The organism is Peptoniphilus lacrimalis DSM 7455 (assembly GCF_000378725.1).
In the GTDB taxonomy this organism is placed as follows: domain Bacteria; phylum Bacillota; class Clostridia; order Tissierellales; family Peptoniphilaceae; genus Peptoniphilus_A; species Peptoniphilus_A lacrimalis.
Window position 1 is genome coordinate 167227 of the sequence record NZ_KB900369.1, and the last position, 22810, is coordinate 190036.

General features: G+C 28.5%; 19 protein-coding genes and 7 tRNA genes. 2 read left to right on the forward strand and 24 right to left on the reverse strand.

All coding sequences use genetic code 11. The features are described from left to right. Nucleotides 1–48: 48 nt before the first annotated feature. The 3 genes from F594_RS0103675 to der are packed head-to-tail and all read right to left on the reverse strand — an operon-like array spanning nucleotide 49 to nucleotide 2959. Entirely contained in the window at nucleotides 49–1056 is a 1008-nt protein-coding gene (locus F594_RS0103675) for an NAD(P)H-dependent glycerol-3-phosphate dehydrogenase (protein ID WP_019034595.1), read from the reverse strand. Further along, on the reverse strand, nucleotides 1053–1643 hold the full coding sequence (plsY, locus tag F594_RS0103680) for a glycerol-3-phosphate 1-O-acyltransferase PlsY (protein ID WP_004823946.1): 591 nt from the start codon (nucleotides 1641–1643) through the stop codon (nucleotides 1053–1055). The genes F594_RS0103675 and plsY overlap by 4 nt, the downstream gene beginning before the upstream one ends. Beyond that, nucleotides 1640–2959, reverse strand: a complete 1320-nt coding sequence (gene der, locus F594_RS0103685; RefSeq protein ID WP_019034596.1) for a ribosome biogenesis GTPase Der — start codon at nucleotides 2957–2959, stop codon at nucleotides 1640–1642. Before der ends, plsY begins: the two co-directional genes overlap by 4 nt. 133 nt (nucleotides 2960–3092) lie before the next feature. Here der and F594_RS0103690 point away from each other — a divergent pair, with 133 nt between their 5' ends. After that, nucleotides 3093–3872: a threonine/serine exporter family protein gene (locus F594_RS0103690; protein WP_004823997.1), complete on the forward strand. Its 780-nt coding sequence runs from the start codon at nucleotides 3093–3095 to the stop codon at nucleotides 3870–3872. Further along, nucleotides 3869–4336, forward strand: coding sequence for a threonine/serine exporter family protein (locus F594_RS0103695; protein WP_019034597.1), 468 nt, complete (start codon nucleotides 3869–3871; stop codon nucleotides 4334–4336). Before F594_RS0103690 ends, F594_RS0103695 begins: the two co-directional genes overlap by 4 nt. On the opposite strand, the gene F594_RS0103700 is transcribed toward F594_RS0103695, so the two are convergent. From F594_RS0103700 to F594_RS0103800, 21 genes are all read right to left on the reverse strand, one after another. Next, nucleotides 4331–5494: a TraB/GumN family protein gene (locus F594_RS0103700; protein WP_019034598.1), complete on the reverse strand. Its 1164-nt coding sequence runs from the start codon at nucleotides 5492–5494 to the stop codon at nucleotides 4331–4333. The two genes, F594_RS0103695 and F594_RS0103700, sit on opposite strands and share 6 nt — an antisense overlap. Before the next feature lie 170 nt (nucleotides 5495–5664). After that, nucleotides 5665–6648 carry a coiled-coil domain-containing protein gene (locus tag F594_RS0103705; RefSeq protein ID WP_019034599.1) on the reverse strand — a complete coding sequence of 328 codons (984 nt, stop codon included), beginning with the start codon at nucleotides 6646–6648 and terminating at the stop codon, nucleotides 5665–5667. A 2-nt stretch (nucleotides 6649–6650) separates the two neighbouring features. After that, nucleotides 6651–7442, reverse strand: a complete 792-nt coding sequence (locus F594_RS0103710) for a hypothetical protein (RefSeq protein ID WP_009346118.1) — start codon at nucleotides 7440–7442, stop codon at nucleotides 6651–6653. Nucleotides 7443–7449: 7 nt separating this feature from the next. Further along, complete coding sequence (locus F594_RS0103715; protein ID WP_004824072.1) at nucleotides 7450–7878, reverse strand: SoxR reducing system RseC family protein; 429 nt, start codon at nucleotides 7876–7878, stop codon at nucleotides 7450–7452. Between the two features lie 11 nt (nucleotides 7879–7889). Then, nucleotides 7890–9659, reverse strand: coding sequence for an aspartate--tRNA ligase (aspS, locus tag F594_RS0103720; protein ID WP_019034600.1), 1770 nt, complete (start codon nucleotides 9657–9659; stop codon nucleotides 7890–7892). Nucleotides 9660–9793: 134 nt separating this feature from the next. Next, nucleotides 9794–11323 carry a Mur ligase family protein gene (locus F594_RS0103725; protein WP_019034601.1) on the reverse strand — a complete coding sequence of 510 codons (1530 nt, stop codon included), beginning with the start codon at nucleotides 11321–11323 and terminating at the stop codon, nucleotides 9794–9796. A gap of 1 nt (nucleotide 11324) precedes the next feature. Beyond that, nucleotides 11325–12701 (reverse strand): coproporphyrinogen dehydrogenase HemZ, encoded by a 1377-nt coding sequence (hemZ, locus tag F594_RS0103730; RefSeq protein ID WP_019034602.1) that lies wholly within the window; start codon nucleotides 12699–12701, stop codon nucleotides 11325–11327. Further along, nucleotides 12698–13324 carry an MBL fold metallo-hydrolase gene (locus F594_RS0103735; RefSeq protein WP_019034603.1) on the reverse strand — a complete coding sequence of 209 codons (627 nt, stop codon included), beginning with the start codon at nucleotides 13322–13324 and terminating at the stop codon, nucleotides 12698–12700. Before F594_RS0103735 ends, hemZ begins: the two co-directional genes overlap by 4 nt. 1 nt (nucleotide 13325) lies before the next feature. Next, nucleotides 13326–13775: a D-aminoacyl-tRNA deacylase gene (gene dtd / locus F594_RS0103740; protein ID WP_004824002.1), complete on the reverse strand. Its 450-nt coding sequence runs from the start codon at nucleotides 13773–13775 to the stop codon at nucleotides 13326–13328. Nucleotides 13776–13779: 4 nt separating this feature from the next. After that, a complete protein-coding gene (locus F594_RS0103745; RefSeq protein WP_019034604.1) occupies nucleotides 13780–15915 on the reverse strand; it encodes a RelA/SpoT family protein in 2136 nt (711 codons plus the stop codon). Beyond that, nucleotides 15893–17689, reverse strand: a complete 1797-nt coding sequence (gene recJ, locus F594_RS0103750) for a single-stranded-DNA-specific exonuclease RecJ (RefSeq protein ID WP_019034605.1) — start codon at nucleotides 17687–17689, stop codon at nucleotides 15893–15895. The genes F594_RS0103745 and recJ overlap by 23 nt, the downstream gene beginning before the upstream one ends. A 67-nt stretch (nucleotides 17690–17756) precedes the next feature. After that, on the reverse strand, nucleotides 17757–18509 hold the full coding sequence (locus F594_RS0103755) for a metallophosphoesterase (protein WP_019034606.1): 753 nt from the start codon (nucleotides 18507–18509) through the stop codon (nucleotides 17757–17759). Continuing rightward, on the reverse strand, nucleotides 18506–19105 hold the full coding sequence (gene coaE / locus F594_RS0103760) for a dephospho-CoA kinase (RefSeq protein WP_019034607.1): 600 nt from the start codon (nucleotides 19103–19105) through the stop codon (nucleotides 18506–18508). The genes F594_RS0103755 and coaE overlap by 4 nt, the downstream gene beginning before the upstream one ends. After that, entirely contained in the window at nucleotides 19092–21749 is a 2658-nt protein-coding gene (polA, locus tag F594_RS0103765) for a DNA polymerase I (protein WP_019034608.1), read from the reverse strand. Before polA ends, coaE begins: the two co-directional genes overlap by 14 nt. A 261-nt stretch (nucleotides 21750–22010) precedes the next feature. Beyond that, nucleotides 22011–22097, reverse strand: a tRNA-Leu gene (locus F594_RS0103770). A gap of 20 nt (nucleotides 22098–22117) precedes the next feature. Continuing rightward, nucleotides 22118–22204 (reverse strand) — tRNA-Leu (locus F594_RS0103775). A 42-nt stretch (nucleotides 22205–22246) separates the two neighbouring features. Continuing rightward, nucleotides 22247–22323: transfer RNA gene (locus tag F594_RS0103780), tRNA-Arg, on the reverse strand. Nucleotides 22324–22335: 12 nt separating this feature from the next. Next, nucleotides 22336–22410: transfer RNA gene (locus F594_RS0103785), tRNA-Gly, on the reverse strand. A 58-nt stretch (nucleotides 22411–22468) separates the two neighbouring features. Further along, nucleotides 22469–22544, reverse strand: a tRNA-Thr gene (locus F594_RS0103790). Between the two features lie 13 nt (nucleotides 22545–22557). Beyond that, a tRNA-Thr gene (locus tag F594_RS0103795) sits at nucleotides 22558–22633 on the reverse strand. 82 nt (nucleotides 22634–22715) lie between these two features. After that, nucleotides 22716–22792, reverse strand: a tRNA-Asp gene (locus tag F594_RS0103800). Nucleotides 22793–22810 lie beyond the last annotated feature (18 nt).

A 22810-nucleotide genomic window follows, 5' to 3' on the forward strand; every position in this document is an offset into this window, starting at 1 on the left:
GTATTACTAATAATAGATAATTATAACATAAATGAGTATTTTTTAACATTATTCAAAAAAAATTTGCTCAATTTCTTCTTTTTTCTTTCTTGTCATTAAAATATTTACCGCTTCTTTTGGGTCTTTATTATTATATAGGACTTGATACAAGCTTTGACTTATCGGCATTTCTATTTGATACTTTTTTGCAAGTTCATAACAAGATTTTGTGGTTTTTATACCTTCCACTACTTGACCAACTTCTTTTATAGCCTGGTCTATAGATTTACCTTGACCAATTAAAATTCCAGCTCTTCTATTTCTTGAGTGCATAGAAGTACAAGTTACAATCAAATCTCCCATACCAGTAAGACCATTAAAAGTATGTGGATTTGCCCCTAAGGCTAATCCCATTTTACTCATTTCATACATTCCTCTAGTCATTAAAGCTGCTTTTGTATTATCACCAAATCCCAAACCATCGCTAATTCCAGCAGCCAATGCAATAATATTTTTTAAAGCTCCACCAATTTCAACTCCAATTAAATCGGTATTTGTATAAATCCTAAAGGTATCAGTGGAAAATTCCTCTTGAATAATATTTGCATAATGAGAATCTAGTGAAGCTGCTACAACAGTTGTAGGAATATCAAAGCCAACTTCTTCTGCATGAGACGGACCCGACAAGGCAACAAAAGGATTTTCAGGTAAAATTTCCTTACAAACTTGCGAAATTCTATCTAAAGTATCAACTTCTATACCTTTTGATAAATTAACAATTATTACATCTTTATCAATAAAATTTTTCAATGAACTTAAGAGGCTTCTAATTGCAGAAGTCGGTACTGCTAAGACTATAATTTCAGCATCTTTTACGGAATCTTTAAAATTATTATAAATAGAGATAGTTTTTTCAAACTTTGCTCCAGGTAAATATTTTGAATTTTCTTTATTTTGTTCTATGTCTTTGCATACTTCTATATTTCTTATATAAAAACTTACTTTATGTCCCTTGTTGGAAATAAGCCTTGCCATAGCCGTCCCCCAAGAGCCACCACCAGCAACTGTAATATTCATTTCTTACCTCCAATTTTATTTTCATTCCCATTGATCAATCGAACAATGTTCGACTTATGCCTAAAAATACCCATAAGACAAATTAAAATAACAAAAATATTTGATAAGTTAGAAAATTTTCCAAAAACAATATAGAAAATAACAGAACTTATAAAAAATAATATTGATCCTAAAGAAACATATTTAGTAATTAATACTGTAGATAGCCAAATTAGGTATGGAATGATTGTTAGTTTGACAGAAATGGCGGCAAAAGCCCCTAAAGTCATTGCCATTCCCTTTCCACCTTTAAAATTCATGTATATGGGAAAATCATGACCAAGTATGCCGCAAAATACCGCATAAAATATTAATTCTTGACCAAAAAATTTTTTGATAATAAGAACTAAAATTATACCTTTTAAAAAATCTATAAAAAAAGTTCCTAATCCTCCACCTACACCTAAAACTCTAAAAGCATTAGTAGTACCTGCATTACCAGAACCTGCATTTCTAACATCTTTTCCTAGAAATAACTTCCCAATAATAAAGCTTCCAGATATACTACCTATCAGATAAGATATAAGAAAAATCAATCCATATTTCATGCTTTTTCGCCACGATTTTTTAAATCTAAGATTATTGGTGTTCCTGTGAAAGAGAATGCTTCTCTTATTTGATTTTCCAAATATCTCATATAAGAAAAATGAAATAATTTTGAATCATTTACAGACAATAAAAATCTTGGTGGCCTTACAGAAACTTGTGAGCCATAATATAGCTTTCCACGTCTTCCCTTGTCAGAAGGAGGTTGATTGTTTAATACAGACCTATTTAATATATCATTTAATACACCTGTTTGAATTCTATGATTATAATTATTATCAACAAGTTCAATTAAGCCTAACAATTCTTCAACTCTTGTACCTTTCATAGCAGAAATAAAAATAATTGGTGCGTAGGATAAAAATGGAAGCTCTCTTCTCACATCTGCTTCAAAATTTTTCATTGTGTAAGTATCTTTTTCTATAGCATCCCATTTATTGACACAAATAATCATTGCCTTATTGTTATCATGAGCAAAGCCAGCAATTTTTGAATCTTGTTCAGATATTCCTTCAGTAGCATCGACTAAAAGAAGGCAAACAGATGACCTTTCAATAGCTGTTAATGTCCTTATAACAGAATATCTTTCAATACTTTCCTTAATCTTTTTTCTTTTTCTTAATCCTGCAGTGTCAACAAAAATATATTCGTTGTCTTTATAAATTATTTTAGTATCTATAGCATCTCTTGTTGTACCGGCTATATTTGTTACAATTGATCTTTCTTCCTTGGATAAATAATTAAAAAGTGATGATTTACCAACATTTGGTTTTCCTATTATTGAAACCCTTATAAGATCATCCTCTTTATCTGCAACATATTTATCAATAGATTTTGTTACCTCGTCTAATAGATCTCCTAGACCAGTACCTTGTTCAGAACTTACTAAATATGGTTCCCCAAGACCTAACTCAAAAAAATCATATATATTTTCTTTAGTTTTTTTTGCATCACATTTATTAACCGCAAGTAATACTTTCTTCTTTGATTTTCTTAAATAATTTGCAATTTCTCTATCTGTTGGACTTACACCCTCAATTCCATCAGTTAAAAAAATAATTACTTGACTTGTTTCAACAGCAATATCGACTTGTGCTTTTATACTTGACATAAAAATATCTTCATCTTTAAGATCCAATCCGCCTGTATCCACAAGTAAAAAAGAGTAATCAAGCCAAGAAGCTGTTTGATAAATCCTATCTCTTGTTACTCCAGGAGTATCTTCTGTGATGGAGATTTTCTTTCCCAATATTTTATTAAATAATGTTGACTTGCCAACATTTGGCTTTCCTATAATTGAAACTACGGGTATTTCCATGTAATCACCCCTTTAAATTTATTATAACAAAGAGATTAATTAGATTCAATTTACTTTTTAAAAGTCAATAAAATTATGTTAAAATAATGTCAATTGTGATTGTGAATGTTATAATAGCAAAGGAGGTTAAAATATGACAAATGAAATTAATGACAAACAGAGCGTAAAAAACTTAATGAATTTAGCTATTTACGCAGGAAGTTTACTAATTTCTAATGGAGCAGAATCATATAGAGCTGAAGATACTGTTGAAAGAATGGTTTCAAGCACACATGCACCTGATAATGTAGATTGTTATGCCCTACCAACCGCTATATTCTTATCTGTTATTTATAAGGGTGAGAATATTTCAATATTCAAGAAAATTAAAGTATCTGATACAAATATGAAAAAAATTGATATGATAAATGCTTTTTCTAGAAGCTTTGTCAAAAACAATTATAATTTAGATGAGGCATATGAATATCTGAAAAAAATCGAAAACTATAAAGAAAATAAAGGAAAAGAAGTTTTGGCAGGTGCTATAGCAACTTCTTTCTTCACTGCTCTTTTCGGTGGAAAAAGTAGTGAATTTATATCTTCATTTTTTATAGGGGCAATTATATCTTACTTCATTATGAATTTCTCAAAATTTAAGCTTTCATTTTTTATAAATAATGTTGTTTCGGCTGCACTTACGTCTATTTTAGCTATAATATCAGTTTATTTAGGCCTAGGTAAAGATTTCGACAAAATAATAATAGGAGTAATTATGTTAATTGTCCCTGGTCTTGCTATTACAAATGCCTTAAGAGATATAATGAGTGGTGAATTTATAACGGGAGCAATAACCCTAGTTAAGGCTGTTTTTATCGCATTAGCCATAGCGATAGGCGTTGGTATTGGTCTTAAGCTTATGAGAGGTATAGTATGAAATATTATATAATACAGTTCTTTTTAGCAACTTTTGCCACCTTGGGCTTTACAATGTACTATAAAGTACCTAAAAAAACTATAGTAACAACTTGTATTGTCAGTGGTTTGATGTGGGTCCTTTACGAATATAATCTTAAAACTACACACTCATATTTAAGAAGCGGTTTTATCGCCTCTTTTGCCATAGGAATTGCAGCTGAAATATGCGCATATTTTTATAAAAAACCTGCTACTTTATTTTCACTACCTTGTTTGATACCAATCGTTCCTGGTGCTGGTATGTACTATATTATGTATTATTTTATCGAAAATGATTATGAACAAATGAACACAAATTTAATTCAGACACTCTTGGTTGCGGCTGCATTATCAATGGGCATTGTTTTTTCACAGGCAGCAGCAAAGTTTATAAAAAAGATTTATAGAAGATATAAAGAGTTAAAAAATAAGGGAGCTTTATAAAGCTCCCAATATATTTTTTATTATGCTTGTACCAGCAACAATGGTCCCTATAGATGATCCTAAATTCGCTGCTATAACAATTAATAGTGCTTTTAAAAATTTATTAGATAAAATTCCCTTAAGTGAAAAGATATCTTTTGGCACATTGTTTACATCTTCAACAGTTGGTTTTCTAATTGAAGCTTCAACTAAGCCTGCAAACCACCCACAAGCTAAAAATGGGTTTAATGAAGTAAATGGTGCAGCGATAAAAGCTGTCAATATACTCAAAGGATGCCCCAATGAAATAGCTGTAAATAAGGCTGCTAAAACAGAATTATAAATAAACCAGGATTTAATCTGATCAATTCCAGTATTAACATTTTTTGTAAAACCATAAATTATAAGTAATGTAATAGCAATAGGAATTATCCAAGGAATAATTTTTGAAGAAGTCGTCTTTGGTGGAACTTCATCTAATTCTTTAATATCATATTCGTTGAAAATTTCTTTCTCTACTCCAAGACTGTGAGCAGCCCCTAATATTGCAAGAATCTTTTTGCCCTTAGCATTTTTTATTTTATATGCTAGATACTTATCCCTTTCATGAAGTAGGACTTGAGCAATTTGTGGATATTCCTTACCCATATCAATTACAACATTTTCTAAATTTTCCCTTTTTATCAATTCTTCCAAATCCTCTTCAGAAATATCTTCGCTTTCATCTTTTGCAAAAATCATAGAAAAAATGAATCTACACTTTTCTTTAAATTTCATTTTTCTCCATATTCTAATAAAAGTAGTTTTAATATTTCTATCTGCAAGAACTAAATTTTTGTTCAATTCATTAGCCGATTTTATACCTTGCATCATTTCTGCACCTGGTCTTGTCTTTAATTTTTTAGCAATATTTGCCTGATATGCACTTAAAACTAAATTGACAATAAGCAAAGTAACTTTTTTATCTTTAATTACATCAATTATATTGGTATTTTTCCAAGCTTTTGGATTTGTAATATTCTTATATCTATCCTTATCAAGTTCTACACAAATAGAATCCGGATTAAATTCTTCAATAGTTTCTTTAACTAGCTTTACACTTTCTGTTGAAACATGTGCAGTTGGTATTAAGACAATTTCTTTGTCTTTATATTTTAGATTAATTAAATTTTCTTTCATTTTCGCCTCACTTTAGATATTTTAGCATATTTTTATCTAAACAGTTAATAAAATTAAATAATAAACCCACCTTTAATTAATAATTTACAAGGTAGGTTAAAAATAAGTCACTTGCTAATAAAAAGACCATATCTTTAACAAAGAATTGATAAAGATATAGTCAAAAATAATTATCGGCTTACTTGATTATCAATATAAAAGCTATTCCCCTTTGAATCGTAATAATTTACTTTATATTCTTTATTTTCTTTTACATTAGACATTAGTTTTATGCCATTATCATCTTCTAAAATCCTCTCATTTTGTAAATCAGAAGTCTTCAAAAACAATAGATGACTAGCACTTGTATTTAATATATCATAAGAAAAAACTCCAAGAAGATCAACATCTTTTAAATCAGGTTCATCAATAGCTTTATTATTTTTTAATACTCTTATTTTTCCTTCTAAGTCTTGCGTAAAATTAGAACCCTTATTATTAAAATTTATTATTCTTAGATCATTAAATAAGTTTAAATATTTACTCTCACCAACTAATATTTCATAAGCTTCATTATTTATATTATTTAAATCAGTATAATCTTTTAAAAGTTTAGCTTTAACAAGGTAATTACTACCTTCATCAAGATAATTTAAAACTCCAATGTATTTTAAAATGTTAGTATTGTGTTTTGAAATCTTTAGATTTAGATTATTATTGAAAGTATATTCCAAATATATTGGCAAAAAATTAAGATTACTAACTATTTGCTCATCATTTAAATTATTTGATATAAACAAAGAATTCAATGGGCTTATAGTTTGAGTAAGATTGCCAACATTATTTAAATATAAATTACTATTAACATTTTTAATATCTAGATAATTAATATTGGTCTTAAGTTCATCAATTTTATCCTTATTTGCTATTACATTAAAATTATTTAATTCTGTTTTTAAATTATCTATTTGAATATTCTTATTAGATAAAATCTCTTTATTGTCATTAATGTTAGAATCAATTTTGTCTATTTTTAAATCAATTTCTTTAATTTGCTTATTCATAGAAAAAGTAGATTTAGGATTATTTACAAAATTGTTATATGAAAGATATAGTAAAAAACCACTTACTAAAACAATAAAAATATTAACAATACAAGTTAAGGATCTTTTCATAATTACTCCAATGAATTCAGGATGCCTAAATTCCCATAATAAGTTTTCATTAATTCATAAATATTATTTTTCAAATATTCAAGATTTTCTGAATTCAGATCACCTAATTTATAGGAAAGGTCTTCCATTTTTTTACATAAATTTTCTAAATTCACTACCGAAGCATATAATTCATATATAGGTATATTTTCATTTTCAGAAAAAAACTTAAGAGCTGACGAATAATAGGCATATATAAATAAATATAAATTTAAATCCTTCTTATCAGCATTCTTATTTTTTAAATAAAAGATGGCACCATCATTTGCTTCATCAATAAATTTATTGATTTTTAAATCATTTACAATATCCTTATACTGTTCGTAGTTAATATCTTCAGATAATGAAGTAAAATTACTCATAGTTGAATCAAAAATTTCATTTGTATATATACTACCATCATAATATTTATGGTAATTTTTAACTAGCTTTCTTAAATTATCAAGAATATCTTTATTTTCATTTTTCTTTAACATAGAAAAATTTCTTAACTCTTCTTCTTGAGATAGATTATAATCGTATCCAAATTTTTCTTGAAATTCACCAGATAAGTTATCATAAGTTTCTTTAGCAGTGTTGAGATTATATTTAATTTTATTTAACTCTTCAGTTTTTTTATTATATTCTTCTTTTTTTGACCTCAGAATATCCTCTTTATCATAAGCTCTCTTATTCATAAAAACAGTGAGTAAGTTAATTAATAAAGTCAACATAAAGAAAAATATAAGAGGTTTAATATATTTATTTTTTTCCATATGTTATCTATGCTCTATATTTTCTTGCACTTACATAATTATCTCTAACTGACATATGTTTTTTATCATAAAGACTAATAAACTTATATGCCGTAAGCATAAAGACTAAACCAATCAAAAATGAATAAACATCATAGTTTTTTAAATTAGTTTTTGAAAGAAAATAATATGAAATACAAGTTCCTATAAATAAAAACAAAAGCGGTAATCCATAAACTAATAGAAAATAACCTAGAACATTTCGGGAATTAATGTGCACTTCAACTACATCTCCCTCTTTAGCATCAATAAGATTGTTAACTTTAACTATTTCTGTTTTACTTTCGGCACACGCTGCATGACAAGATGCACAAGAAACCCCACAAGGACTTTCTCTAGATACTTCAACATACATATAACCATCTACAATACTTTTAACTATTCCAAGTTTTTCCATTAAATCACCCTTTATTCTATAACTTTTATATGGACTTCCTCAAGCTGTTTTTCACTTAATTCTGTTGGTGCTTCAGTTAATAAACAAGTTGCAGATTGAGTCTTAGGAAATGCAATGACATCTCTGATATTTTCTGCACCTGTAAATAACATTGTAAGTCTATCAAGTCCATAAGCTAAGCCACCGTGTGGTGGTGCTCCATATTTAAACGCTTCAAGCAAAAATCCAAACTTTTCTTTTGCATCTTCATCAGTAAATCCAAGTGCTTTAAACATTTTCTTTTGAATTTCTTGGTCATTAATTCTTATAGAACCCCCGCCCATTTCATCTCCATTTATAACTATATCATAGGCCTTAGCTCTAGCTTTTTCAGGATTAGAAAGAATTATATCAAGGTCTTCATCTTTTGGTGATGTGAAGGGATGGTGTTTTGCTACATACCTTTTTTCATCTTCATCATATTCAAATAATGGGAAATCTGTTATCCATAGCATTTCATAAGAATTTTTATCTATAAGATCTAAATCCCTAGCTATTTTATTTCTCAAATTACCTAAAGAATCATAAACGACTTGGTCCTTACCAGCTACAATTAATATTAAATCTCCTTTTTCAGCTTGGAAAGCTTGAACAATTTTATTTAAAATTTCTTCAGAAACAAATTTCTTAATTGAAGAATCAATTTCGTCCGCTACTTTTACTTGTACAAGACCCTTAGCTTTAAAGTCTTTAACAAATTCTTCAAGTTTTTTTATTTTCTTCTTAGAATATTTTTCAGCTCCATTTTTTACGTTTATACCTCTGACACTGCCATCTTTAACAGCTTCCTCAAAAACCTTAAAACCTGAATCTTTTACTATATCGCTGATATCTTTTAATTCCATTCCAAATCTAAGATCTGGTTTATCAACCCCAAATCTATCCATGGCTTCACTGTATTTCATTCTCCTCAAAGGAAGTTTAATGTCAATATCTAGCATTTCCTTGAAAAGTTTCTGTAAGAATTTTTCATTTATAGACATAACATCATCTTCAGTTACAAAACTAAGTTCCATATCTATTTGTGTAAATTCAGGTTGTCTATTTGCTCTTAAGTCTTCATCTCTAAAACATTTTGTTATTTGTATATACCTGTCAAGACCTGAAACCATTAAAAGTTGTTTCATTAATTGAGGTGATTGAGGTAGGGCATAAAATTTTCCGGAATTTACACGAGAAGGCACCAAATAATCTCTAGCTCCTTCAGGAGTAGGCTTTGTAAGCATTGGTGTTTCGACTTCTATAAATCCATTATCATAGAAGAAATCACGGGTAATTTTATAAATTTTTGACCTCAATTTTAAATTTCTAAGCATGCTTGGTTTTCTTAAATCAAGAGTCCTATATTTAAGTCTCATATTTTCAGCTACATTATCATTATCTTTAACATAGATTGGTGGAACCTGTGATTCATTAAGTATTTTAATTTCACTAGCTAAAACTTCAATTTTTCCTGTAGGAATCTTATCGTTAATTGAAGATCTCATTCTCACTATACCCTTAACAGCGATTACATATTCATTGTGAAGTTTAGTCGCCTTATTAATTACTTCTTCTGGTGAAGTTTCGTTTACTACGACTTGGCAAATTCCTTCTCTATCTCTTAAATCTATGAAAATTATTGAGCCTAGACTTCTCGCTCTTTGAACCCAGCCCATTAGTATAACTTCAGAATCAATATCGTTTTCTCTCAAATCACCACAGTAATTTGTCCTTTTTAAATTGCCCATTGCTTCTTGCATAATTACCTCCAAAATAAAAGCTCCTGTCATCAGGAGCCATTTTTATATTCTATGTCCCTAAGTAATAACTTATAATGACATTTAATTCATATTAATATATTTAATTATAACTTAAAATACACTATCTTTCAATATTAACAAGTTCTATTGTCAATTCTTTTAGTAAAGTCTTTGATATTTGTTACTAAATTATTTTCTAACAGATATTTTTCTACAAACTTTGCACCCTTATCCATACCCTGACAACCTGCTAATAATACAATATCTCCAGATTGAGCCTTTTTTAAAATATTGTTAATCCCATCTTTTAGTTCATTAAAATATACAGTTTCAATATTATTATTTTTTAAAACTTCAGCATATACTGCCTTTTCCTCTTGGGTCACTTTATCCTTTTGTTTAACTGTATCTTCACTAAAAGTTGTAAAAAGTGTACTAGCTTTTAATTTTTTTAACCAAAAACATAGTCTTTCATCAACTGCTCTATTAAGTTCAACCCCTCTATTACCTCTTATTGCATATAAAATATGAAGATTTTTATAATTCATTTGACTTAAAGTTGTCATAGTTACATCAATATTTTTTTCATTAGCAAAATGGTCATCTAAAACCTTAAAATTTTCATCATATATAAGTTCGAATCTTCTTTCTACACCCTTAAAATTTTTGAGAGCATTTAAAATTATATTCTTATCTACTTGTAAAATTAAAGCTAAAGATATAGCAATTACACCATTCATAACAGAAGCATATCCAACGCTACCCATTTCAACTTCAAAACTTTGTTTTTTTAAATTAATTTCTTTTATATCCCTGTTAACATGAAACATAAATTTCCCAAAACCCGTGGATAAATCAAGTTTAGAAATACCAAAATCTGAATCCAAATTCTCCATTGAAAAAGTCAGAACACTCGCTTTAGTCTTTTCTTTCAAACTAGCTATATATTCGTTATCCATATTTAAAAGGGCAAAAGAACCTTTTTTAGCATTCAAAATTATCTTTGATTTATCCCTAAAATAATTTTCAAAAGAACCATGTTGGTCTATATGCTCTCTACTTAAATTTCCAAAAGAAACTATGTCGAAATCAATGTTATTTACTCTTAGCATCTGTTGAGCTGATGAAGAAACTTCCATAACTACATGACTAATATTTTTATCAAGCATTTCTTTAAAATATTTTTGAAGTTCTAAAGATTCTGGAGTTGTCAGAATAGATGGAATATTTACATCAGCAAATTTTGTATAAACAGTGCCAATAATACCTGTATTAATTTTATTTTCACTTAAAATTTTTTTAAGCATAAAGGATGTTGTAGTCTTTCCATTTGTTGCTGTTATCCCAATAACTTTTAAATCTTTTGAGGGGTCTTTATAAAAATTTTTAGCTAAATCAGCAAGACTTTTTCTAGTGTTATCAACTTTTATTTGAGGTATATAAACCTCTTTAAAATCTTCAACAACAGCTACAATAGCCCCATGATTTTTAGCATTTTTTATATATTTATGACCATCGGTAATTTTACCTTTAATAGCTACGAAAAGCCCACTAGCTTCAATATTTTTACTATTATAAGACATATTAGAGATTTCTGTATCTAAATCAATATTCCCTCTAATGTCAATTATTTCTATGTCTTTTAAAATTTCTCTTAACTTCAAATTACTCGTCCTTTTTTTCTATTAAACTCGATTTCATTAAAATTATATCATTAATTCTATTAATATAATCATTTAAACTTTTATAATTGAAAGTTCTCTTAAAATTATGATTTTTATCCATAATTTTACTTGATGATGATATACCAAAACCTAAAATATCTTCAATTTCCTCCATGGAAATAACATTATACTTACAAATATGTCCTTGCTTTGCATATCCTATATTTTCTCCGGAAAGTGCCATCCTTTTTTGCCTATATAAATAATATGGGAAATAATTATTTTCTTCCATAAATTTCTTTGAAAATTCCATAACGTCCCAATAATCCTTGTCGTTAATAAAATTTTCATCGTATAGTCTTGAACCTTTTTTTAATGATAAGGTGTGGATAGTAATATTATCAGGTTCTAAATCATTAACTTTTTTTATTGAATTAATTATGCTATCCCTATTTTCTCCCGGTAATCCAACTATCAAGTCCATATTTATTGATTTGAAATTGTGATTTCTAGCTTCTTCATACCAAAAATCAAAGTTTGTGTTATCCCTATTTAAATTCCTTATAATTTCTTTATTAAAAGATTGAGGATTAATTGAAATTCTTTCAACTCCTTTTTCTTTTAACATTCTTAATAAATCCGAAGAAAAAGTATCAGTTCTACCACATTCTACTGTAAATTCATCTGCAAAACCATAATCCTTATATACTTCATCAATAATCTTCTCAAGCCTTTTCCATCCAATTGAAGATGGAGTGCCTCCTCCAATATATATAGTTTTTGGATTTTTATTATAATAATTCTTTAATGACGATAGCTCTTTTAATAAAGCCTCAATATAAATATCTATTTTTTCTTCATCTATTACCATTGCATCAAATGAACAATAGGAACATCTGCTAGGACAAAAAGGAATATGAATATAAATTGAATAACTATCTATTGAAGAATTCTCAACTATTTCTCTTTGATTATCATAAATCTCAGATAAAATATTTATATCAGCTTGTCTTAGAAGATAATCCTCTTTTAATATTCTTTGACACGCTTCTAAATTGTTATCTTTTCTTATTTTTCTATAAAGCTTTAAAGGTCTTACTCCTGTTAGTATACCAAAAGACTTGTCATAATTAACAATTCCATCAAAATATATCAAGATAATTTTTTTTATGACCTTTAGCAATGAATGTTTTTCTGCATATTTTAATTTATAAATTTTTTCTTGATTACTATATTTTATAGTAAAAATACATATTTGATTTATAAATTCAATATCAAAAAAAATTTCCTCAATCTCAAAATTTTGAGGGAATTTAAAAATTAAGAAATCGTTTAATAACTTTTTAAACTTTTTATCTTGGCAATTTATACTTATCATAGCCTTTTTAAATATGGATTGTAATTTAGTTCATATTCAATTGAAGTTTCCGGACCATGTCCAGGCAAAACAATTGTATTTTTATCAAGTAAAGTTAATTTTTTAAGAGAATTCATTAAGTCTAATCCGGAAGATTCTGGAAAATCGTATCTGCCTATAGAACCGAGAAAAAGTGTGTCCCCTGAAAATAAAATATTATCAAGTTTATAACAAACCCCTCCTCCTGTGTGGCCAGGAGTTTCTATTACTTTAAATGAATCATCAGAAAATTTAATGTCATTTCCTTCTTTAACAAAATAATCAGATTTTGCTCCATTAACACTCATTCCGTAAAGACTTGCCGAATTTTTATTTGGTTTTTCTAACATATCTTTATCTTTATTATGAATATATACAGAAATACCATACTTATCTTTCAAATCTTTTACAGCACCTATATGGTCAATATGACCATGTGTCAAAAGTATATATAAAGGCTTTAATTTCTCTTTTTCAATAGTATCTATTATTCTTTGACTTTCATAACCCGGATCAATGATTACACATTCATTTTCCTTATTATAAACAATATAACAATTTTCTTGTAAGGGTCCAACAGTTAATCTGATAATTTTCTTATCCATATTAAAACTCCTTTTCTGAATCAAGTAAAATTGTAACAGGACCGTCATTTATTAATGAAACATCCATATCTGCACCAAACTTACCATGCTCAACCTTAATATTATTTTTCTTTGATTCCTCAATAAATTTTTCGTAATAATAAGTTGCTTCTTCAGATTTAGCCGCTTGAACATATGAAGGTCTATTACCCTTTCTAGCATCTCCATAAAGTGTGAATTGGCTTACAATCAATAAATCATAGCCTAAATCAAGTAAAGATTTATTCATAACCCCATTTTCATCATCGAATATTCTCAAATTATAAACTTTTCTTTGTATATATGAAAAGTCTTCATCCTTATCTCCAACTTTTACACCTAGTAAAACTAAAAGTCCCTTATTTATAGAACCTATCAATTCACCATCTACACTAACATTAGCTTCTTTAACTCTTTGAACAACTGCTCTCATTTAATCACGCTTTCATTCTATAAACGTCAAAAACATTCTTGACTCTTTTTAACTTCTCAATAATTCCTTCAAGTTCATCAATATTTGTAATTTCAAGTATTACGTCAACAATTGCATCTCCATCTCTTGTTGAGCGAGCATTTAAACTTGTCATATTAAGCTTAGCTTCATTAATTCTATTTGCGACATCACCGATAACATTAGGTTTATCAAGTGCTCTAACTTCAATAGCGGCTTCGTAACTGTTCGCTTCATCTTTTTGCCATGAAACTTGAACAATTCTAGATTCCTCAACATTATTATTAACATTTGGACAATCAGCTCTGTGAACTGAAATTCCTCTACCTATTGTTATATATCCAATAATGTCATCTCCGGGAACTGGAGTACAACATTTAGCAATTCTTACCTTAACTCCGTCTACTCCCTTAACATCAATGCCACTTTTTTGTACCTTTCTTTTAGACTTTACAATATTCTTTATAGGTTTTTTATTGAATCTGTTATATATATCAATAAGCTTTGCAGTGACTTGACTTAATTTTACAGTTCCAAAACCTAAAGCTGCATATAAATCATCAATTGTTGAAACATTCAACTTAGCCCTAACTTCATCTATCCATTCATCTTTTAAAAATTCATTGACATTATAATTAAGTCTTTTTGCTTCTTTTTCTAATAATTCTTTACCCTTTTCAATATTTTTATCTCTATCTTTAATTTTAAAATATTGTGATATCTTCTTTTTAGCTTGATTTGATTTAACAATATTTAGCCAATCTAGTGACGGACCAGAATTTGAGTTTGTTATTATATCAACGATATTACCTGAGGATAACTTATAACTCAAAGGAACAATTCTACCATTAACCTTAGCGCCAACGCAAGTATTACCAACTTGTGTGTGAATTCTATAAGCAAAATCAATTGGTGTTGAACCTTCAGGAAGATTAATAACATCTCCCTTTGGAGAGAATACAAAAACTTCATCAGCAAAGAAATCTACTTTCAACGTATCCATAAAATCGTTGGGATCATTTAAGTCCTTTTGCCATTCCATCAATTGTCTTAACCAAGTTAAATTTTCATCAAAACTTGTAGTTTTTGTTTGCCCAGTTTTGTATTTCCAATGGGCAGCTATACCATATTCAGCAGTTTGATGCATTTGATATGTTCTTATTTGAACTTCAAAGGTTTCACCATTATTGTCAATTACAGTAGTGTGTAAAGATTGATAATTATTTGGTTTAGGCATAGCAATATAATCTTTAAATCTACCAGGAATTGGCTTCCATAAGGTATGAACAACACCTAAGGCACCATAACAATCTTTAATATCATTTGTTAAAATTCTCACTGCTGATAGGTCATATATTTCATCAAAAACCTTGCCTTTTACCTTCATTTTTTTATATATAGAATAAAAATTTTTAGGTCTACCATTTATTTCACATTTTATTCCAACTCTCTCAAGATTAACTTTCAAGGTATCAATAATAGAATTTATAAGCTCTTCTCTTTCTTTTCTTCTCTTGTTAACCATATCTACTAGCTTATAATATTCATCTGGATCTAAATATCTTAAAGATAAGTCTTCAAGTTCCCATTTAACCCTGCTCATACCAAGTCTATCAGCAATTGGTGCATAAATCTCCAAAGTTTCTGTCGCTTTTTCAATTTTTTTGGCTTCAGTCATATATTCGAGAGTTCTCATATTATGAAGTCTATCTGCAAGCTTTACGATGATAACCCTTATATCTTTTGCCATGGCAAGAACCATCTTACGAATATTTTCAGCCTGTTTTTCAGCCTTGCTTTTATAATTTAATTTTTTTAGTTTTGTAACTCCATCAACAAGCTCTGCTATTTCCTTGCCAAATTTTTTTTCAATATCCTCATAAGTTACAGAAGTGTCTTCTATGGTATCGTGCAAAAGTCCCGCTATAATCGTCGCTGAATCCATATTCATATCTGCTAAGATCATTGCAACATGAAGAGGATGGATTATATAATCCTCTCCTGAATTCCTCTTTTGACCCTGATGATTAACTTTTGCCAATTCATAGGCACTTCTAATTTCAGCTTCATCAACATTAGGATTATATGTTTTTATTTTTTCAATTAAATCGTCTATTGTCATCTTTCTCACCGTTTACTCTGTAACTTTTTAACCTTAGTTCAATACTAGAATTACCCCTAAAGTTATTTACATCTATAGAATATATTACATCTATTTTAATATTTTTATTTGATTTTTGCAAAAGCCCAGTTACAGCCTCTTGACCATAAGTCTTTTTTAAATCGTTTAGAAATTCATTGGAATCTTTAAACAGTAAGGCATTTTGAAAAACTCCACTATCTTCCAGCATTAATTTAATAACATTCTTATTAGTACCAAAAATTGCAATATCTGTTATTTTTAAATTCCTACTTCCAAAAAGTGGTTTCTCATTATCCGTACCAAAGGGCTTTAATTTATTTAAATCTTGAATTAACTTCATATTAATCTGTGGAAAATTAAGAGGATAATCAATATAAATCTTCTTAGTCAAATCATCTCTTGTTAATTTTGCATTTTTATTTAAATTTAAATTAAAATTATTGAAGTTTTCTTTTTTTATTGAAAGACCACATGCCATTTTATGCCCTCCGAAAGCTTCAAGTTCATCTCTAAATACATTTACCTCTTCAAACATATTATATTCATCAATACTTCTTCCAGAACCCTTTATAATTCCATTAGAATCAGTTAGAACAATTGTTGGTCTATAAAATTTTTCCTTTATTCTACCAGCTATTATTCCAACAATAGACTCATTAATATTGGGAACATAAATTAATAAAATAGGATATTTTTTCAAAAGTTCCTGTTCTTTTATGATTTTTATTGCCTTTATATATCCATCATTCGTGTAATTTTGTCTTTGATTATTAATATTCCTTATTTCTTTTGCTTTCTCGATTGCAGAGTTGTAATCTTTCTCTAAAAGGAGTTCTACAGCTTCTTTAGCAGTTTTTAATCTGCCACAAGCATTTAAAGTTGGGCCAATAATAAATCCAATATGATAAACATCTATATCTTCTTTTTTTATATCACAAGCACTTATTAATGCATTTAACCCGACATCTTGCACATTTTTTAATGCTTCAAGTCCATAATGTATAAGAATTCTATTTTCATCTTTTAAAGGCATTACATCACAAACTGTTGCAAGTGCAACATAGGCTAAAAAGTCATCATAGACTTCCTGTCCTTCCTTGCCTTTTATTAAATACAAATAAGATATTAATTTAAAAGCTACACAAGCACCACAAATATCTTTAAAAGGGTATTTTGAATCAGATACCTTAGGGTCAATAAGACCATTAGCATCAGGTAATTTTTCTTGTAAAACACCTTCAATTAAAACCTTAGCAGGTTCATGATGGTCAGTAACAATTACATCTATACCTAAATTTCTAGCATACTTAACAGGTTCAAAGGCCGCTATACCATTATCACAAGTTATAATTAGAGATATATCATCTTCCTTTGCCCTATCTATGATTTTATTATTAATACCATATCCATCTAAAACTCTATTAGGAATGTCATATGAAACTTTAGCTCCTATTTTCTTCAATCCACAATATAAAATATATGTAGAAGTTATTCCATCAACATCATAGTCACCAACTATTCTAATATTAGAGCCTTTGGTTATATGACTAATAATAATATTTGCACTCTTAACCATATCTTTTAGAAAAATTGGAGAATGAATATTTGAGAGGTCTGGTTTTAAAAATTTTTCCAATTCCTCATCAGATTTTATTCCCCTATTTAACAATATTCTATATAAAATTTTATTTAATCCATATTTTTCATATGAAAGTTCATAATCCTTACTATTTTTTATAAACCATTTTTCCATCTAACCACCATAATATATGAGTATATCATAATTTGTAATCCATTAAAACGATAGATAAATCAAAATATTAATCTTCATTATCTAATGTAAAAAAAATCATCTCACAAGGATTAAAAGTTCTTAATATAAATTTAGAACCCATGCCAGAAGTAATATATAAAATGCTTTGTCTTATTTTATAAAATCCCTTAGAGTATTTGGGAAATAAATTAAAGTATGGGTCAATAAATGCGCCGATAAAAGGTAATGTCACCTGTCCTCCGTGCAGGTGACCTGACAAAACAAGATCAAAATTTTTATCTTCATTATAGATAAAATCTAAAGGATCATGAATTAACAAAATATTATACTTATCATTTAAACACTTCAAATTGCTAGTTTTTCCATTATAAAATTTGCCATTTATGTTAATATCACCACGAATAGCATTTTTGTTATCAAGTAGTTTTACATGGTATTTATTTAAAATATCAAAAAATAAACTACAATTTTCGTTTTCTTCCTCGTGATTACCACTAACAAAAAATACTTCAGATGAAAATATTTTTAAAAAATCCTCCATCTTGGAAAAATCTTTAGGACGAGTAGACCTGTTTATAAAATCTCCAGTTAGAAAAACAAAATCTGCTTGAAATTTATTAATATGTCTTTCTAGTGACTTAAGATTAATAAAAGGATTTAAGTGATAATCAGAAATTTGTATAAATTTTACTTTCTTGTGTACTTTTTCACTTTTTATTTTAATATTATGTATTTTATAATATTTATTTTCATATATTGAATAAATAAATATTATAAAAATTATTGATAAAATTTTCATTTATTTAATCTATTTAAAGCTTTCAAAACTTTATCCTTTAGCTCGTCTAAATCCCCTCTATTATCTAAGATAATATCAGCATACTTTTTTTTTTCTTCCATACTCATTTGTGAAGAAATTTTTAAATTTGCATAATCATAAGATATGTCATCTCTAGACATAAGCCTTCTAATTTGAGTTTCTTTATCAGCATAAACTAACCATATTTCATCGAAATTCATACCATAAGACTTTGTCCCATTTTCTATCAACAAAGGAATATCAACAAAAACTATTTTTTCTCTTTTATATTCTTGTATTTTCTCAGAAATTCTTTTATATATTAATGGGTGAGTTATTGAATCTAACAAATCCCTTTTTTCCCTATCATTAAAAATTATGCTAGCTAAGGCACTTCTATCTAAAACTCCCTCAGAATATAGATTTTCTCCAAAATATGATTTTATCTTTTCTATAACTTCTCTTTCGTTAATAATATCTCTTGAAATAATATCAGAATCTATAACTTTGTAATATAGTTGCTTCAAAAAATTAGTAACTTGTGATTTTCCCGAAGCAATCGAACCTGTTATTGCAATTATTTTACTTTGTTTCATATAGACTTTTTCCTGTTTTCATTGAAACACTAAGAGGAACCTTCATTATTAAAGCATTATCCATTACATCCTTCATAATTTCACAAACTTCAGCAACTTCTTCATCTGGAGCATCAACAACTAATTCATCATGAATCTGTAAAATTAATTTTGCTTTCAAATTTTTCTTTTTAAGTTCCTTATATACTCCAACCATTGCAATCTTTATTATATCTGCTGCTGTACCCTGAATTGGAGTGTTTAATGCAATTCTTTCCCCAAAAGATCTTATATTAAAATTTTTTGCTTTAAGTTCAGGAATGTACCTTCTTCTGTGAAGCAAAGTTTCAACATAACCTTTTTCTGTCCCTACATGAATGATATCATTCATATATTTTTTTATTCCTTGAAAATGTCCCAAATAGTTATCAATATAAGTTTTTGCTTCTTTCCTTGGAATATTAAGATTTTGTGATAGACCATAATCGCTTATACCATAAACAATTCCAAAATTAACTGCTTTTGCCATACTTCTCAATTCATCTGAAACTTCATCATAGGGAGTATGAAATACTTCTGAAGCTGTCTTTCTATGAATATCAAGACCATCAGCAAATGCGTTAATCATATAAGTATCATTAGAAAGAGAAGCTAAAACTCTTAATTCAATTTGTGAATAATCACTATCTACAAGACTTGAACCTTCAGAAGATAAAAGAGCTTTCCTGATCAGTCTACCCTCATGAGTTTTTATAGGAATATTTTGTAAATTTGGCTCAGTAGAGGAAATTCTTCCAGTAGATGTTACTGTTTGATTAAATCTGGAATGAATTCTGCCAGTCTTTTTATTAATAACATCTCTTAACCCATCAATATAAGTATTTTTAATTTTACTGATTTTTCTATACTCTAAAATATTGTCAATAATTAGCGACTTTCCTCTTAACTTTTCAAGAACATCAGCAGAAGTTGAGTATCCTGTTTTAGTCTTTTTAATTACAGGCAAATCCATTTTTTCAAATAATATTTGTCCCAATTGTTTAGGAGAGTTAATATTAAATTGCTCGTCTGCATCCTTATATATATTAAATTCTAGATCATTAATCCTTTCTTTGATTTTCTCATCAATTTCATTTAATATATTAACATCTGTTCTAATACCAACAATCTCCATATTTGCTAATACCTCTATTAGAGGTAACTCAACATTTACATAAAGATCTTTCATGCCTTCCGCTTCTATTTTTTCCATTTGAAGAGGACTAATTGTATAAACCATGTTTAAAATGTAAGAAAAATAAGAATTTAAATCACCCTCATCAATTTCTTGGAATTTCTTTTTTTTCACACCTTTACCCAAAAGTTCCTCTTCACTCTTATAAGCCTTATTGAAATACCTGCTTGCAAGGTGGTCAATCTCATAATTAGATTCAGTAGAATTTAAGAGATATTCAGCAATCATAGAGTCGTGGCAATAATTTTTTAAGTCAATTTTATTATATTGAAGAACAATAATATCTTCTTTTAAATCATAACCGAGTTTTTCTATGCTGTCATCTTCCCAAAGAGCTTTTAAATTTGACAAATTATCTTTATTATAATCAATTACGCTGGTATTATAACCCTTTGGTAAAATTGCAATTTTAAATGGATCTATACCCTCATAAATTTTTCCATCACTAATAAATTTAAAAGCAAAAGATTTACTGGCCTTAATATTTTCTATAATATCATCAATAGAATCATTAGAAATTTGGAAAAATGTATCAGAAATTTCCTCTGTTTTTTCCTTTTGATACTTTTCAGGCAATCTTTTTAAAATAGAATTAAATTCAAAATCCCTGTATAGTTTAGATAAATTTTCATAATCATATTCCTTAATTTTTAAATCAGAAAGACCAACAGGCAAATCTATATTCCTAACAATAGTACCTAATTTTTTACTCATAAAAGCTTGAACTTTATTTTCTTCCAAATTTTCTTTAAGTTTTTTCCCAGAAATTTCGCTTAAATGATTATAAAGATTTTCTATAGTGGAGTACTCTTTAATAAGTTTTAAACCAGTTTTAGGTCCAATACCAGGAACGCCAGGAATGTTATCAGAACTATCACCCATTAAGCCTTTAAGATCTATAAATTCCTGTGGACTAATACCGTAATCATCATTTATACTTTTCAAATTCACAACTTCAAGCTCAGTAATACCCTTCCTTGTCATCAAAACATTGGTGTTATCATCTACAAGTTGATAATAATCCTTATCTCCTGTTAATAAATAAGATTTATAACCTTCTTTAGACGCTATAAGAGATAAAGTTCCTGCAATATCATCAGCTTCATAAACAGGTGAATCAAGAACAACAATATTCATATATTTTAAAATATCTCTAACTAATGGAAATTGCTGTTCTAATTCATTAGGTGTCTTTTGCCTTGTACCTTTATAATCTTTATAAAGCTCGCTTCTAAAAGTTTTACCTTTTCTATCAAAACATACAACTATATGACTCGGTTTAACTCGCTCAATAGCATTTTCAAGCATCATAACAAATCCATATATAGCATTAGTATAAATACCTCTTTTTGTTTTTAATAAAGGAAGAGCATAAAAAGCCCTAAAAAACAAAGAAGAACCATCTATAATTAAAAAAATATTTTTGCTCATAAATCCCCCATAATAAATATATATTCTTGCCTTAAATTATAACTCAAAAATACGAATAAAAAAACCTTGATGATATTGATAATAATTTAAATCCTATAAACAAATTAATTAAAATATTTTATTAATATTAAATAAGAAAATAAAATAATGAGAAATTTAAATTAATAAAATGACAATAAAAGAAAATAAAGAAAAGCAAAAAAATAGAAAACAATGCAAAAAAAATCACGGTCATGTAAAAACTAGACCGCGCAAATTTAGTGGTGCCGAAGGGGGGACTCGAACCCCCACGATGTTTCCAACGTCAGATTTTGAGTCTGATGCGTCTGCCAATTCCGCCACTTCGGCAAAATATTCATAAGAATATGTGGTGCAGAAGAAGGGACTTGAACCCTCACGCAAAAGCTTGCACATGCCCCTCAAACATGCCTGTCTGCCTATTCCAGCACTTCTGCAAAAGGGTTAAAAAAAAGAAACCCTTCAAACTATAAATTTTGTGGCGCGCCATGGAGGATTCGAACCCCTGACCTTTTGGTCCGTAGCCAAACGCTCTATCCAGCTGAGCTAATGGCGCATAATAAAAAAATGGAGCGGATGACGAGATTCGAACTCGCGACCCTCGCCTTGGCAAGGCGATGCTCTACCACTGAGCCACATCCGCATACATATATTTTATACAATTATTAAACAAATGTAAAGTAAAAATTACAAATTTTTTATGGAGCTGGTGAGAGGACTTGAACCCCCAACCTACTGATTACAAGTCAGTTGCTCTACCAATTGAGCTACACCAGCAAATATTAAAATTTGGAGCCGGCAAGAGGACTTGAACCCCCAACCTACTGATTACGATTCAGTTGCTCTACCAATTGAGCTATGCCGGCCAATGACCGACAATTAAGCCACTAGTCTGGTGTATAAGCAAAAGACTAATTAAATAAACTTAAGTAAACATAGTTAAAAATTTGGCGACCCGGATCGGGCTCGAACCGACGACCTCCAGCGTGACAGGCTGGCATTCTAACCAGCTGAACTACCGGGCCACACATAGTTTTATTTAG

Bases quoted from the DNA above. Each gene is read 5' to 3' on its own strand.
- coaE (WP_019034607.1), bottom strand. From the start codon at position 19,105: ATGAAACAAAGTAAAATAATTGCAATAACAGGTTCGATTGCTTCGGGA.
- aspS (WP_019034600.1), bottom strand. From the start codon at position 9,659: ATGCAAGAAGCAATGGGCAATTTAAAAAGGACAAATTACTGTGGTGAT.
- der (WP_019034596.1), bottom strand. From the start codon at position 2,959: ATGGAAATACCCGTAGTTTCAATTATAGGAAAGCCAAATGTTGGCAAG.
- F594_RS0103745 (WP_019034604.1), bottom strand. From the start codon at position 15,915: ATGACAATAGACGATTTAATTGAAAAAATAAAAACATATAATCCTAAT.
- F594_RS0103690 (WP_004823997.1), top strand. From the start codon at position 3,093: ATGACAAATGAAATTAATGACAAACAGAGCGTAAAAAACTTAATGAAT.
- F594_RS0103755 (WP_019034606.1), bottom strand. From the start codon at position 18,509: ATGAAAATTTTATCAATAATTTTTATAATATTTATTTATTCAATATAT.
- polA (WP_019034608.1), bottom strand. From the start codon at position 21,749: ATGAGCAAAAATATTTTTTTAATTATAGATGGTTCTTCTTTGTTTTTT.
- hemZ (WP_019034602.1), bottom strand. From the start codon at position 12,701: ATGATAAGTATAAATTGCCAAGATAAAAAGTTTAAAAAGTTATTAAAC.
- recJ (WP_019034605.1), bottom strand. From the start codon at position 17,689: ATGGAAAAATGGTTTATAAAAAATAGTAAGGATTATGAACTTTCATAT.
- F594_RS0103705 (WP_019034599.1), bottom strand. From the start codon at position 6,648: ATGAAAAGATCCTTAACTTGTATTGTTAATATTTTTATTGTTTTAGTA.
- dtd (WP_004824002.1), bottom strand. From the start codon at position 13,775: ATGAGAGCAGTTGTTCAAAGAGTTAAAGAAGCTAATGTTAGTGTAGAT.
- plsY (WP_004823946.1), bottom strand. From the start codon at position 1,643: ATGAAATATGGATTGATTTTTCTTATATCTTATCTGATAGGTAGTATA.
- F594_RS0103695 (WP_019034597.1), top strand. From the start codon at position 3,869: ATGAAATATTATATAATACAGTTCTTTTTAGCAACTTTTGCCACCTTG.
- F594_RS0103700 (WP_019034598.1), bottom strand. From the start codon at position 5,494: ATGAAAGAAAATTTAATTAATCTAAAATATAAAGACAAAGAAATTGTC.
- F594_RS0103735 (WP_019034603.1), bottom strand. From the start codon at position 13,324: ATGGATAAGAAAATTATCAGATTAACTGTTGGACCCTTACAAGAAAAT.
- F594_RS0103710 (WP_009346118.1), bottom strand. From the start codon at position 7,442: ATGGAAAAAAATAAATATATTAAACCTCTTATATTTTTCTTTATGTTG.
- F594_RS0103675 (WP_019034595.1), bottom strand. From the start codon at position 1,056: ATGAATATTACAGTTGCTGGTGGTGGCTCTTGGGGGACGGCTATGGCA.
- F594_RS0103715 (WP_004824072.1), bottom strand. From the start codon at position 7,878: ATGGAAAAACTTGGAATAGTTAAAAGTATTGTAGATGGTTATATGTAT.